The 14,346-nt window shown below is 61.0% G+C and carries 12 protein-coding genes, 1 tRNA gene and 1 rRNA gene; 1 reads left to right on the forward strand and 13 read right to left on the reverse strand.

What is annotated here, in order from left to right; genetic code table 11:
• The 4 genes from FQ746_RS26685 to FQ746_RS26700 form a co-directional block, all read right to left on the reverse strand.
• Positions 1-578 (reverse strand): 16S ribosomal RNA (locus FQ746_RS26685); the annotation flags it as partial.
• A 294-nt stretch (positions 579-872) separates the two neighbouring features.
• Entirely contained in the window at positions 873-1,994 is a 1,122-nt protein-coding gene (locus tag FQ746_RS26690) for a DUF2817 domain-containing protein (RefSeq protein ID WP_144112794.1), read from the reverse strand.
• Positions 1,995-2,071: 77 nt separating this feature from the next.
• A complete protein-coding gene (locus FQ746_RS26695; protein ID WP_144112795.1) occupies positions 2,072-2,908 on the reverse strand; it encodes a phytanoyl-CoA dioxygenase family protein in 837 nt (278 codons plus the stop codon).
• A gap of 38 nt (positions 2,909-2,946) precedes the next feature.
• A complete protein-coding gene (locus tag FQ746_RS26700; protein ID WP_144112796.1) occupies positions 2,947-3,723 on the reverse strand; it encodes an ABC transporter substrate-binding protein in 777 nt (258 codons plus the stop codon).
• A 151-nt stretch (positions 3,724-3,874) separates the two neighbouring features.
• On the opposite strand from FQ746_RS26700, the gene FQ746_RS26705 reads away from it, so the two are divergent.
• Complete coding sequence (locus FQ746_RS26705; protein ID WP_144112797.1) at positions 3,875-4,825, forward strand: LysR substrate-binding domain-containing protein; 951 nt, start codon at positions 3,875-3,877, stop codon at positions 4,823-4,825.
• Between the two features lie 84 nt (positions 4,826-4,909).
• Here the strand turns inward: FQ746_RS26705 and FQ746_RS26710 are convergent, their stop codons facing one another.
• From FQ746_RS26710 to rpoD, 9 genes are all read right to left on the reverse strand, one after another.
• On the reverse strand, positions 4,910-5,938 hold the full coding sequence (locus FQ746_RS26710; RefSeq protein WP_144112798.1) for an alpha/beta hydrolase: 1,029 nt from the start codon (positions 5,936-5,938) through the stop codon (positions 4,910-4,912).
• 50 nt (positions 5,939-5,988) lie between these two features.
• On the reverse strand, positions 5,989-6,414 hold the full coding sequence (locus tag FQ746_RS26715; protein ID WP_144112799.1) for an organic hydroperoxide resistance protein: 426 nt from the start codon (positions 6,412-6,414) through the stop codon (positions 5,989-5,991).
• Between the two features lie 166 nt (positions 6,415-6,580).
• Positions 6,581-7,147, reverse strand: a complete 567-nt coding sequence (locus FQ746_RS26720) for a TetR/AcrR family transcriptional regulator (protein WP_144112800.1) — start codon at positions 7,145-7,147, stop codon at positions 6,581-6,583.
• A gap of 51 nt (positions 7,148-7,198) precedes the next feature.
• Positions 7,199-7,969: an alpha/beta hydrolase gene (locus FQ746_RS26725; protein WP_144112801.1), complete on the reverse strand. Its 771-nt coding sequence runs from the start codon at positions 7,967-7,969 to the stop codon at positions 7,199-7,201.
• A 44-nt stretch (positions 7,970-8,013) separates the two neighbouring features.
• Entirely contained in the window at positions 8,014-9,111 is a 1,098-nt protein-coding gene (locus tag FQ746_RS26730; RefSeq protein ID WP_144112802.1) for an alkene reductase, read from the reverse strand.
• A gap of 55 nt (positions 9,112-9,166) precedes the next feature.
• Positions 9,167-10,570 carry an NAD-dependent succinate-semialdehyde dehydrogenase gene (locus FQ746_RS26735; RefSeq protein WP_144112803.1) on the reverse strand — a complete coding sequence of 468 codons (1,404 nt, stop codon included), beginning with the start codon at positions 10,568-10,570 and terminating at the stop codon, positions 9,167-9,169.
• Between the two features lie 93 nt (positions 10,571-10,663).
• Entirely contained in the window at positions 10,664-11,470 is an 807-nt protein-coding gene (locus tag FQ746_RS26740) for a helix-turn-helix transcriptional regulator (RefSeq protein ID WP_144112804.1), read from the reverse strand.
• Positions 11,471-11,635: 165 nt separating this feature from the next.
• Positions 11,636-11,723: transfer RNA gene (locus FQ746_RS26745), tRNA-Ile, on the reverse strand.
• A 151-nt stretch (positions 11,724-11,874) separates the two neighbouring features.
• Entirely contained in the window at positions 11,875-14,286 is a 2,412-nt protein-coding gene (gene rpoD / locus FQ746_RS26750; protein WP_144112805.1) for an RNA polymerase sigma factor RpoD, read from the reverse strand.
• Positions 14,287-14,346 lie beyond the last annotated feature (60 nt).

The raw sequence follows: 14,346 nt of genomic DNA on the forward strand, positions 1-14,346 counted from the left end.
CTGCGCACGCTTTACGCCCAGTAATTCCGATTAACGCTTGCACCCTACGTATTACCGCGGCTGCTGGCACGTAGTTAGCCGGTGCTTATTCTTCCGGTACCGTCATCCCCCCAGGGTATTAACCCGAAGGTTTTCTTTCCGGACAAAAGTGCTTTACAACCCGAAGGCCTTCTTCACACACGCGGCATTGCTGGATCAGGCTTTCGCCCATTGTCCAAAATTCCCCACTGCTGCCTCCCGTAGGAGTCTGGGCCGTGTCTCAGTCCCAGTGTGGCTGGTCGTCCTCTCAGACCAGCTACAGATCGTCGCCTTGGTAGGCCTTTACCCCACCAACTAGCTAATCTGCCATCGGCCGCCCCTGTAGCGGGAGGTCTTGCGATCCCCCCCTTTCCTCCGTAGAGCGTATGCGGTATTAATCCGGCTTTCGCCGGGCTATCCCCCACTACAGGACACGTTCCGATGTATTACTCACCCGTTCGCCACTCGCCACCAGGGTTGCCCCCGTGCTGCCGTTCGACTTGCATGTGTAAGGCATGCCGCCAGCGTTCAATCTGAGCCAGGATCAAACTCTTCAGTTCAAACCTGTTACTGTTTTTCGGTCTCTTTCGAAACCGGTCGCTCACTCAACGTACTGACGAATTGTTCAACCATCTTGCGACGATCAAACCTTCCTTTCATTACTGTGTGAGACTTGATACTTTCGCTTTACCCGGCAAACCCCGAAGAGCCCGCCGGCGCATCGCGCATCAAGCGCCCACACTTATCGGCTGTTAATTTTTAAAGATCATTCGCTCAGAAGCTCTGCTTTCTTCGCGTCCGTCATCTAACGGGAGGCGAATTATGCAGGGCGATCTTCTAATGGTCAACCCTATTCACGAATTAATTTTTTCGATGCCCGGCAACGCGGTGAGTGCGCGCTCCCAGATCTGACGTGTGCGCTGCCAGACTACCGCGCGCCAATCGTCATCGGCGGGCATGAACGATTCGAATAGCGCCTGTGTGATCGCTCTACCCGTAGCGTCGAGTGGATCGCCATACAGATGCAACCAGTGATCGTCGCGTAGTGCTTTATGCATCGGCGCGTCGGGATACGTTCCGCACTCGATGACGAGTTGCATCAAATGCGTCGAGCTCAACGTGTCGAGCAGCGCCTGCGACGTATAGCCCGCCGCACGCGCCACGACACCGGTGTCGCTAATAGCCGCGTTGGAACCGGTCACCAACGTATAGAGCCACGGCCCGTATAAAGCCTCTGCATCCGCGAGTGCGGGATAGCGACGCTGCGCAATCGCCATCAACATCGGATGACCAAAGGCGCCTGCACCGGTGTGCAGATCGAATGCAATAGCCACTTGCGCAGGTTGCAGGAAGCGCTCCGCAATCGCGCGTAATGTCCGGTTCGACCACGTCGCTTCTGTCCCGCCGAAATAAACGCCGTCGGCATGCACGTACTGCCCCGCTCCGACAATCGCCTGATATTCCGCCGCGCGGATCGACTCGAATTGCGCAGCCAGCAATCGATCGGCACGTTGCCGCTCGGGACCGTCGATATCGCGGCAGGTATAAATCTCGTGGATTGCCTCGTACCGCGCGTTCACCGGAAGCGGCGCGTTGAAGTCCACGTAATTGCGATTCAGATCGACATTGTCTTCATTCACGCGCCGCGACCATGCCGTGCCCCACGGATTGATCAGATGCACCATCAACAGTGCGACGCCTTCGGGCAACGAGCGCGCGCCGAGCTCATACAGCCACGAACTCTGACACGCCGAGCCGTAATACCCTTCCACGCCATGTGTGCCCGAAATCGACACGAGCACGCGCTGCGCATCGGGCGCACCTAGCCACGCGACATCGGTAGCGAGTGCTTCGCCACCAGGGCCTTTCAAAGGATGCGCGCAGGACGTGAGCGTCGCGCCGGCCGCCGCCGCGGCTTCCAGAAACTGCGCGCGGAGCCGGTCGAACCCGGGGCGATGTGCAAAGCCGTACTTCATCTATTCCTCGACGAGTGCTGCGCGCAGCGGGAACGCCGCGCAGGAATTCACAGACAGAAACCCGTCATTGTATGGCGCTACGCGTTCTGCCAGACAACCGGAAACAGAGGATGATCGAGCGGCGCACCCTCCGGCAGACTCTCCGCAAGACCCGGAAAGTCGGGGGACGTACGCCACGGACGCGGCGCATGACGAATATCGTCGCCGACGAAACGCACCGAGAAAGCACGCCGACGCGTCTGCCCGCTCACGCCGCCGGACGCATGCAAGGTCAGCATGTTGAAGCACACCATGTCGCCGGGTTGCAGGTCCCAGCCCACGATCGGAAACGCCGCACGATCCGCCTCGACGTCGGGCAGATCGGCGAGACTGCCTTCGGGAAACCACTTCGCCTGGTTGTCCATGAACGTACGCGGCATGAGCCACGGTCCGAGATGCGAACCCGCGACGAATTCCAGCGTCGACTCGCGCGTGACCGGATCGACTGGAATCCACATGCTCACGTTGTCGCCGCCGACGATGTTGTAATACGGCTGATCCTGATGCCACGGCGTACGTTGCCGCGTATTGGGCTCTTTCACGAGCAGATGATCGTGATAGAGCCGCACCGTCTCACTGCCCAACAACGCACCGGCCACCGCTGGCGCCGCCGATTCGAAAATGAAGTCGCGATACGCGTCGTTTTCCTGCCAGTTGCAGAAGTCTTCGAAGAACCAGCCTGGATCGTCGGGACGGCTCGCGACTTTCGCGCGCGGGCTCGGCGTTTTCAGATTGCTCTCGATCCCTCTGCCCAGCAGCGCGACTTCGTCCTGCGTGAAGATCTGGCGGATGACCACCGCGCCGTCGCGGCGAAAATCGTCGATCGTCGCCGACGTCACCGCTCGCGCAACCCGCTCGCTCACACTGTCCACCATGCCCGCCTCCTGCGATAAACCGCCACCGTACGCCCGAATCACTCGCCGTAGATATCGAAGTTGAAATACTTCGCGGCAACTTTCTGATACGTCCCATCATGCCGGATCGCCACGATCGCCTGATTGATGCTCGTCGCGAGCGGCGTGTCGCCTTTGCGGATGCCGATGGCCACGTCACCCGACACGCGGCTGTCCTTGACCGGCTCGCCGGCCAGCGCAAAACCCTGACCGCGCGGCTTCTTCAGAAAACCGAAGTCGGCTTGCACGGCCGACTGAAAAGACGCATCGAGCCGCGCGTTCGTGAGATCTTCATAGATCTGGTCCTGCGTCTGATACGGCACCACCGTCACCCCGTTCGGCTCCCATTCGGTCTTGGCGAAGGTTTCCTGAGTCGAGCCCTGCACGACGCCAACCCGCTGACCCTTGAGCGCCTGAGCGGTCGGCAACAGCTTCGATCCCGCGCGCGCGATCAGCGACGAGGGACTGCTGTACAGCCTGTCACTGAAGTCGATTTGCTGACGCCGCGCCGCGGTTGCCGACATCGCCGAGAGAATCGCATCGAACTTTCGCGCCTTGAGCGCGGGAATCATGCTGTCGAAATTCTGTTCGACCCACACGCACTTTTCGTGGAGGCTCGCGCAGATCGCGTTACCCAGATCGATATCGAACCCGACCAGCGTCCCGTCCGGCGCCTTCGACTCGAACGGCGGATAACTCGGATCCACGCCAAAACGGATCGTCTGCTGATCCTGCGCGTGAACGACGGCGGGCAACAGCGCGAGCCCGCATAAGGCCGAAAGAAGAAGCTGCTTCATGAAATCCCCTGTGGAGAGCGGTTCGATCGCGAGTGAGCCCCTACCGTATCCCGCCAGAATGCGGCGAGCGAGAGCTAGAATCGTGAACGTGGCAACTTTTGGCGAACACGCCACTGCATTCCGGTCCACTCATGGGAATCCACCGACACGCATGAAACTCCATCAACTCAGCACGCTCGTCGCCATTGCCGACGCGGGCGGGATTCGCGGCGCAGCGCGTGCGCTGAATGCATCGCCCGCCGCCGTCACCAAGAGTCTTCGGCAACTCGAAGAAAGCGTGCAGATGCCGTTGGTGCTGCGTACGTCCTCGGGCGTCACGCTGACCGAGAGCGGTCGGGCGCTGCTGGTGCACGCAAGGCTCATGGTCGGACAAATGGCACGCGCGCAGGACGCCATGAACACGATGCGCGGCGCGCCCGAAGGCAAACTCGTCGTTGCCGTGACGCCGTGGATCGCCATTACGTTCTTGCCGGACACGGTGACGCGATTTTGCGCACGCATGCCCGATGTTCAGCTCGAGTTCTTCGAAGGCTTGCTGTCGATTGCGAACCCGCGGCTGCGCGACGGCAGTCTGGACTTCTTCGTGGGCCGGCCGGCGCCCGGTGTACCCGGTGTCGATTTCCAGTACCGCCCGCTGTTTTCGTCGACCTGTGCGCTCGTGGCGCGAGCGGGGCATCCGCGAGCGGACGCCCGTTCACTGGCCGAATTGATCGATCAGGACTGGATCCTGACGTGGGACCCGACCAACGAAGGCTCGCTAAGCGAAAACATGTTCACGCGTCATGGCGTCGCCATGCCGCGAAAGCTTCATCTGACGCATTCGTTTTCGATTGCCATCTCGCTGCTCAGAAAGACCGATATGGTCAGCGTGTTCCCCTGGCCGCTGGTCGAAGTCAGCGCGGTGCGCGAGAACCTGTGCGTCTTTCCGCTACGCGAGCAACTCGAAGATGCGATGGTCAGCGTGATTTCGCGTAAAGGGCATCCATTGAGCGCTGCGGCCGAGTGCTTCATCGACTGTCTGATCGAGACGATACGCGAAGGCTTCGAATCGACGTCCTCGCAAACGCGCAATGTGTTGCAGTCGGTAGAGTTGCTCATCTGAACTTAACCGAAAAAAAGCAGGCGCCGCCCACGACGGGCGGCGCCTGCTGATTGCCTGCTTATTGGCCTGATTCGGCATCCAGTTTTATTGCAATCGCGCCTTCAATTCGTTACCCAACTGACGCGTCGCGGCTTTCGTCGCTGCGTCGTCGGCGAGCGCATTCAGCAAGCCGAAGTCGTGAATCGTGCCGTCGTAACGCACGGTCGCCACTTCGTTGCCCGCTGCGTCCAGCTTGCGGCCATAGGCTTCGCCTTCGTCGCGCAACACGTCGGACTCCGCAACCTGAATCAGCGCCGGCGGCAAGCCCTTCAACTCGTCGTTAGACGCGCGCAGCGGCGACGCATAGACCTCGTTACGCTGTTTCGGGTCTTTCGTGTAGGCGTCCCAGAACCACTTCATCATCGGACGGGTCAGGAAATGGCCTTGCTGGAACGTGTTGTACGAGCCGTCTTCGAAGTTGTTGTCGGTGACAGGCCACATCAACCCCTGGAAGCGGATGGCCGGTCCCTGCCTGTCTTTCGCCATCAGGCTAACGACCGCCGCCATATTGCCGCCGACGCTGTTGCCGACCACCGCCAGCCGCTTGCCATCCACACCGATTTCGTCGCCATGCGCGGCAACCCATTTCGTCGCGGCATACGCCTGGTTGATCGCGACGGGGTAGCGTGCTTCCGGCGACGGCGTGTAGTTCACGAACACGGCCACGGCGCCCGATTGCACGACCAGATCGCGAACGAGTCGCTCATGAGTCTGGAAGTCGCCGAGAATCCAGCCGCCGCCGTGGAAGAACATGAAGACCGGCAACGTGCCCGAAGCACCTTGCGGACGCACGATCGTCAACGCAACGCTAACACCGTCCTGATCGATGGTTTTCGTGCTGACGTCGATGCCGGACAGGTCCACCTTGACGCCGTTCTGCGCGTCGATCAACACTTGCCGTGCTTTGGCGGGCGGCAGTGTATTGATTGCGGGACCCGTGCCGCTATTCAACGCATGCAGGAAGTCACTCGTCACGCGATCCGGTCTGGCCGGCGCGCCGGTCGTTGCGGCAGCGGCGAAGGTCGTGCTGGCAGCCAGGGCGGCCGCGACTAACAAAGGCTTGAAGGACTTCATGGTATTTCCCCGTTTCTCGATGGATTGGCAGCAATGTTCTGTTGGATGGCTTAGACCAACGTCAACGTGACGTCGATGTTGCCGCGCGTTGCATTCGAGTAAGGGCACACGATATGCGCCTTGTCGACCAGCGCTTGCGCCGCTTCGCGCTCCATGCCCGGCAGCGAGATCTTCAATTCCACCTCGATGCCGAAGCCATTCGGAATCGCGCCGATGCCGACGCTACCGTCGATTGCCACGTCAGCCGGAATCGAAATCTTGTCGCGCATCGCGACGAACTTCATCGCGCCAAGGAAACAGGCGCTATAGCCGGCCGCGAACAGTTGTTCCGGGTTTGCCCCTTCGCCGCCTGCACCGCCCAGTTCACGCGGCGTCGTCAACTTGAAATCCAGCGCGCTGTCGGCGACGACTGCGCGGCCATCGCGGCCACCGGTTGCATGAGCGTGAGCACGGTAGAGAACTTTTTCGATCGACATGATGAAACTCCAATTCAGGTATGAGAGAAATTTATCTACTACTAGATAGATAACAGTTTAAAAAGCGACAGCTCGACGGTCTTACGACCAACCCGGTTATCTATCTATGTACAGGTAGATAACCGGGTATAAATAAAGAGGTGGCAAACCACCCCAGTACACGACGTTACTTCGTAATCTTCAACGTGGCCTCGACGTCTTCGAGGCGCGACTTCGTACGAAACAGACGGCTGGCAAGAACACTACCCTGATAAGCCGCAAACAACGCACGTGCTGCATTCTCAGGCTTGCCATTCAACGCCAGGGTGCCTTCCTGCGCGCCCTGCTTCAGCACTTTAGTCAGCCATTCTTCGTTAGCCTTGAAGAACGCCTTGACGGCCAGGCGGATTTCTTCGGGCAACGATTCGATGTCCGCAGCCAGCATGCCACACAGGCAAATCTGGTTGCCATCGCCCAACGTTTTGCCGAACAGCTTGGTGTACTTGCTCAACTTCACATCCGCAGGCAGGGTTTCGTCCACCGCGTACACGGCAGCGAACACCGACTTGCTGTACTCATTGACCGCTTCCAGAACCAGATCGTCTTTCGACGGGAAGTAGTAATGGATACTCGATGTTTTCACACCCACCAACGTGGACAGGTCGCGATAACTAAACCCGTTGTAGCCGCGCAGCATGATTTGCGTGACCGCATGGTCCAGGATCTGTTCGCGTACGGATGTGTTCGTGTTCATGAGCCGAACTTTATCTACCTATAAGTAGATAGTCAAGCGGTTTTTATGAAACTACCGCTTTCCGCTGCCGGCCGCCGCCTGTTCGATCAGCTTCGCAATCTCGGCGGGATGCGACAGGTACGCGACGTGACTCGACCTGACTTCGACCGTCGTGCTGTTCGCGCGCGTTGCCATCCAGCGTTCGAGGTCCGGGTTGACGGTTCGATCTTCGGTCGCCACGGCGGCCCAGCTCGGCCTGGATTTCCACGCCGGCTCAGTGACGGGCGCGGTGAACGATGCAACCGACGGCATGACCTGCGAACTCGCCATGAAGGCGGTCTCGGCTGCCGGCACGTCGGCGGCGAAGTCGGCCCGGAAGTGCGACGGGTCGAGATACAGGTGGCCGTCGTCGGTCGCCTTGATCGACTTGCCCGCGGGCGGCATCCGCGTGACCAGATCCTTGAGGCTTTCACCGGCGTCCGGCTCGAATGCCGATACGTAGACGAGACCTGCAACACGGGCGTCGTTACCGGCCTGGGTGATCACCGCGCCGCCATAGCTGTGACCGACGAGAATGCTGGGACCGTCCTGCGCATCGACGACCCGCGTGGTGGCATCGACGTCGTCCTTGAACGAGGTTTCGGGTTCCTGCACGACGGCGACCTTGTAGCCGTCACGGGTGAGTATCTTCGATACGGCTTGCCAGCCCGAGCCGTCGGCGAAGTATCCGTGGACCAGTACGACGTTTTTGACCGGTGCGGCGACGGCGAGCTGCGAGGTCAGGGTCGCGGCACCGAGGGTAAGGGCAGCAGCGATACGGCGAAGGGTAGTTGCGGGTTTCATGTCAAAGCTCCAGAGGTTTCGAAAAAAACAGAGGGGGTAAAGGATCAACGACGCATGTCGGGCCAGTCCGAATACCCGGTCGAATCGCCGCCATACCAGTACTCTTTCGGCGCTTCGGCGAGAGGCGCGCCGGCGCGTAACCGGTCGACCAGATCGGGATTGGCAATGAACGGACGTCCGATGCTGAAGAGGTCGGCATCGCCGCTTGCCAGCGTCTTCTCGGCAAGGCTCAACGTGTACTGATTGTTTGCGATGTACGCACCGTTGAACCGCTTGCGAAGCTCGCTGAAGCTGACTTCGCTACCGGTCTCCCGGCTCACCTGCGTCACGCCTTCGATGTCGTGGATATACAGCAGTCCAAGCTCCGACAGAGCGCTCAGGTAGGCACCGAAAGTCGACATCGTGTCGCTATCGACGGGTGTTTCTCCGGGCGACGTGGTCACGGGCGAAATTCGGATACCCACGCGCTCGCTGCCCCACACGTCGATCACCGCCTTGACGACCGCGAGCGGGAAGCGCAACCGGTTTTCGATCGAGCCGCCGTATTCGTCGGTCCGGTGATTCGTGCTGTCGCGAACGAACTGTTCGAGCAGATAGTTGTTGGCGGAATGAATCTCGACGCCGTCGAAGCCCGCGCGCTTCGCATTCGCCGCGGCCCGTCGATAATCCTCGACGATGCCCGGGATTTCGTCGGCATCGAGTGCGCGCGGCGTCACGAAATCCTTCATACCGTCGTGCACGCGTATCTGCCCCTGCGGCCTGATCGCGGACGGCGCTACCGGCAAGGCTCCGTCGTGCATGTCGGGGTGAGACATCCGGCCGGTGTGCCACAGCTGCAAAAAAATCTTCCCTTCGCGCCGATGAACGGCGTCCGTGATCTGCTTCCACGCAACCACCTGCTCATCGGTCCAGATACCCGGCGTGCGCGGATAACCACGAGCTTGCGCCGAAATATTGGTCGCCTCCGTGATGATCAGGCCGGCGTTGGCGCGTTGCGCGTAATAGTCGGCGGCGTAGTCGGGCGGCACGCCGGCGTCGTCGGCGCGGCTGCGCGTCATCGGCGCCATCACGATGCGGTTCTTCAGTTCCAGGTGGCCGATGGTGGCCGGCTGCAGGACGGGGCTAACGGATTGAGTGGCCATGATTTCATTTCCTCGATGATTCGAACGATGGATCGACAGCTAACGGCGTCGCGGATCAGTCGACCGTCTTCACCCACACCGCTTGCGGATTGGTGAACTCGCGCAGACCGAAATGCGACAGCTCGCGTCCGTAACCGCTCTTCTTCACGCCGCCGACCGGAATGCGCGGGTTCGAGGCAGAGAATCCGTTGATGAACACGCCACCCGTTTCGAAGCGACGCGCTATGCGCCGGGCCGCAGCGACATCGTTCGTCCAGAGGCTTCCGCCGAGGCCGTAGTCGCTGGTGTTGGCGAGTTCGATTGCGTGCTCGGCGTTATCAGCCACAGTGATGGCGGCAACCGGGCCGAACGTTTCTTCGTCGAACGCGGCCATGCCGGGGGCGACATCGGCGAGGACGGTCGGCTCGTAGTAGTTGCCGACACCTTCCACCTTCCGGCCGCCGAGCAGCAGCGTCGCGCCCGCCGCGATCGTGCGCTGCACCTGGTCGTGCAGTTCGTCACGCAGATCGGGACGCGCCATCGGGCCGATCGTGCTGGACGGATCGAGCGGATCGCCGGCCTTGATCTGCGCCGCGGCCGCGACGAACTTGCGCGTGAATTCTTCGGCAATGGGTCGTTCGAGAATGAAGCGCTTCGCTGCCAGACAGACCTGACCGGCGTTCTGAAAGCGCGCTTCAATGGCCGCCTCGACGGCCAGGTCGATGTTCGCATCGGCCAGCACGATGAAGGCGTCGGCGCCGCCCAGTTCCAGCAAGGTCTTCTTGAGCGCCTTGCCGGCGGTCGCCGCCACTGCCGAGCCGGCACGCATGCTGCCCGTCAGCGTGACTGCGGCGACCCGGGAATCTTCGATCACGTGCGCCACCGTTTCGTTGTCGGCGTTCAGATTCGTGAACAACCCTGCCGGGAAACCGGCGGCTTCATAAGCGTCTTGCAACGCGTAGGCCGCGCCCATGACATTGCCGGCGTGCTTGAGGATGAAACCGTTGCCGGACAGCATGATCGGGCCCGAGGCGCGAATCACTTGCCACAGCGGGAAGTTCCACGGCATGACCGCGAGGATCGATCCGATGGGCAGGTACGAGACGTAGACGTCGTCGTCGCCATCGACCGGCGCGGCTTCGTCGGCGAGGAATGCGGGACCGTTTTCGGCAATCCAGTCGATCGCCGCGGCGCACTTTGCGACTTCGGCGCGGGCAGCGGCGAGCGTCTTGCCCATTTCGGCGGTGATCACCGAAGCCAGCGCTTCGGAGCGCTCGCGCAACGTGGCGGCGAGGCGGCGATAGGTTTCGACGCGCACGGTCATCGGCGTGGCGCGCCACAGACGGTAGGCTGCCGCGTTGTTTTCCAGCAGGCGTTCGACTTCGTCCGCCGTCTGGAACGCGTAGTGCGCGATGAACTCGCCGGTGGCGGGGTTACGTGACGTTGCGCCAATCGTGGTGGGAGTGTTCAGGTTCGACATGATTGCCTCGAAGAAGTGAAGGACAGTGGGAAAGTTGCTGCACTGGCGTCACTTTAGGCAAATCAAACCGGGCCAAGAAGGCGTCTTGTGATCCTATGAGTCGGAGTCCCTGCCAGAGACTCGCGGGATGTAAGTCACGACCGACAGGTCGGGTCTGCCGGTCGGCGTGAGCGCCACGTAGGTGAACTCGATGTGGCCGCCCGCCGGATGGCGCAGCCGTTTGTCGCCCTCGTCGAAACCTTTGACGTCGGTGTCCTGCCACCACGCGCGAAACTCCGGGCTCAATTCCGTCAGCTCGTCGATGAGACTGTCGAAGGGCGCTTTGTCCGGCGCCTGCGCGCGTGCGGCGCGAAAGGCGGAGATCATGCCGCGGGTCATCTGTTCCCAATCGAGAATCAACGTGCGGTACGGCTTGTAGAGGAACAGCAGGCGCAGCGTATTGCGCTCGTGCGGCTCAAGCGACCCGTAGTCGACGAACAGGTCGGCAATCGCGTCGTTCCACGCGAGGATGTCGAGCCGCGTGTTGCGCACGTAGGCCGGGAAGTTGATCGAGCGGACCAGCAGTTCGAGTCCGTCGCTGACGCCGGTACCGGTGGCGACCTGCGACAACTCGCGTGAGGACAGCGCGAAGAGATGCGCCGATTCGACGGCATCGAGCTTGAGCACACCCGCAATTCTACGCAGCGCATCGGCGGACGGTTGAATGTCGCGGCCCTGCTCGAGCCAGGTGTACCAGCTCACGCTGACGCCCGCGAGCACGGCGACCTCTTCGCGTCGCAGGCCCGGCGTGCGACGTGCGCCTTCCGGCAGGCCGAACTCGGCAGGCTGCAGGCGGGCGCGACGGCTCGACAGAAACGTCCCCAGTTCGCGTCGTTGTTCGGGAGAGGGTCTTCTCGACATAGAGGCTTGAATCACGAAAGGATCGACAGGCGATTGGGAGCGGAGCCGGGCACTGGATCGGGCGAAGACGGCGCGTTGCGATCCTGTGACCTGGTTGGGTCGTCGGTCGCGCGCCAGAGGGCACGCGGCTAGCACATGCTGTTGAGACGGGAGAGGCGAAACTTGTGGTGGGCCGGGTCGGAGTCGAACCGACGGTGTCCTTTCGGAGGCGGATTATGAGTCCGCTGCCTGCAACCAGCACGGCGTCCGGCCCAAGAAAAAGACCCGGTCTGAAGGCCGGGCCTAATCACTGATTGGCCGACATACTACACGAAAAAAGAGCCTCCGCAACCGCAACGCCTAAGCGCCACGACCGGAGGCTCTTTGCCGGTGCCAAACCGCAGCGCCGGTTCAGCGGGTGTCGATCAGTTGCCTTCGAGGAACGACTTCAGCTTGTCGGAACGGCTCGGGTGACGCAGCTTGCGCAGCGCCTTGGCCTCGATCTGACGGATACGTTCCCGCGTCACGTCGAATTGTTTGCCGACTTCTTCGAGCGTGTGGTCCGTACTCATCTCGATACCGAAGCGCATGCGCAACACCTTCGCTTCGCGCGGCGTGAGCGAGTCGAGCACGTCCTTCACGACGTCGCGCATGCTGGCATGCAACGCCGCGTCGGCCGGCGCCACCGTGTTCGAATCTTCGATGAAATCGCCCAGATGCGAATCGTCGTCGTCGCCGATCGGCGTTTCCATCGAGATCGGCTCCTTCGCGATCTTCATGATCTTGCGGATCTTGTCTTCCGGCATTTCCATCTTTTCGGCCAGCGTTGCCGGATCCGGCTCGAGACCGGTTTCCTGCAAAATCTGCCGCGAAATACGGTTCATCTTGTTGATCGTTTCGATCATGTGAACCGGAATCCGGATGGTGCGTGCCTGGTCCGCGATAGACCGCGTGATCGCCTGACGGATCCACCACGTGGCATACGTGGAGAACTTGTAGCCGCGACGGTATTCGAACTTGTCCACCGCCTTCATCAGGCCGATATTGCCTTCCTGAATCAGGTCGAGGAACTGCAGACCACGGTTGGTGTACTTCTTCGCGATCGAGATAACCAGACGCAGGTTGGCCTCGGTCATTTCGCGCTTGGCCTGACGCGCCTTCAGTTCGCCGGCCGCCATTTGACGGTTGGTTTCTTTCAGGTCCTTGAGCGGCAACACGACGCGCGCCTGCAAATCGAGCAAACGCTGCTGCTGCTCGACGATGGCCGGAATGTTACGCGTGAGGATCGCGCTATACGCGTGACCTTCGCCGACGATCTTGTCCGCCCACGTCAGGTCTGTTTCGCTACCGGGGAAACGCGCGATGAATTCGGCGCGCGGCATGCCGCACTTGTCGACCACCGTGTGCAGAATCTGCCGCTCGACCTGACGCACTTCGTCCACCTGGGCACGCAGCGTGTCGCACAGACGCTCGACGGTACGCGCGGTGAAGCGGATGCTCATCAACTCGTTCTGGATGGTTTCCTGCGCCTTCAGATACGACTTGGACTTGTAGCCTTCCTTCTCGAACGCGCGACGCATCTTGTCGAACCATTCGCTGATCATCGCGAACTTCTCGAGCGACGCACGCTTGAGCGCTTCCATCTGCGCGGCGTTGGCGGTGGCTTGCGCCGCGCCGTCGTCTTCTTCCTCTTCTTCGTCGGACTCTTCCTCGACTTCCTCGTCTTCGCTCTCGATGGCTTCCGCCTCCTGCGCGGAGAAACCGTCGACGTCTTCCGCGTCGGCGTCGATCAGGCCGTCGACCAGTTCGTCGATGCGGATTTCCTCGTTCGCGACGCGCTCGGCCATGGCCAGGATATCGGCGATGGTGGTCGGGCACGCGGAAATGGCCATGACCATATGCTTCAGGCCGTCTTCGATACGCTTCGCTATTTCGATTTCGCCTTCACGCGTGAGCAACTCGACCGTTCCCATTTCGCGCATGTACATGCGGACCGGGTCGGTCGTGCGGCCGAATTCGGAGTCGACCGTGGAGAGCGCGACTTCCGCTTCTTCTTCCACTTCGTCGTCCGACGAGGCGGCCGGCGCGTTGTCGTTCAGCAGCAGCGTTTCGGCATCGGGCGCCTGTTCGTACACCGCCACGCCCATGTCGTTGAACGTGCTGATAATGCCTTCGATCGCCTCGGTTTCGGTGAAATTGTCCGGCAGATGATCGTTGATTTCGGCGTAGGTCAGGAAACCGCGTTCCTTGCCGAGCTTGATGAGTGCGCGCAGTTTCGAGCGACGTTCCTCGAGTTCCTCGACCGTGCCAGGCTGCGACGACGCGAACGCGTCTTTCAGCAGGGCTTTTTCCTTCGCACGACGATCGCGAGCCTTAGCCTTTTCAACCTTGGCCGGAACGGCCGCAGCGGGCTCTTCGCTTTGGGTTGCGTCGTCTTCGACGGGTACTTCGTTCAGCTTTTTCGTCATGGAGTTCGCCGTACCGGCTGTAGTCTCGACTCGCGGCTGGTGGACAGCAGCCTGGCGAACCGTGGATACTGAAGTCTCGCGCACTACCGCATCGTCCCGCGCGGCAGCCGCTTCCCTTGCGCTTTTGACACCCGGCTCACTGGCCGGTGGTGGTACATGTTTCGCTGACTCCGCCGACGCCGCTCGCGCAGCGGCCGTGGTAGAAGCCAGCTTCCCGGCATGAATTGCGACGCTCGCGGAAGACGATTTTCTGGTGGAAGAAACTAAACTGGCCCCGGTTACCTTTCTGGTCGGCTTTCGTGAATCCGATGAGCCTGATGTGCCGGTTGCTTTCTTTTTGCCTGAAATTTCACCTTGAGTCTTTGCCATCGCATCGCCTTTCGCCTTTGCTAGGAAAACCTTTGAAAAACAGACCGCTAGAAACCTTCG

The sequence above is a fragment of the Paraburkholderia sp. BCC1886 genome, from assembly GCF_900996245.1.
Classification (GTDB): domain Bacteria; phylum Pseudomonadota; class Gammaproteobacteria; order Burkholderiales; family Burkholderiaceae; genus Paraburkholderia.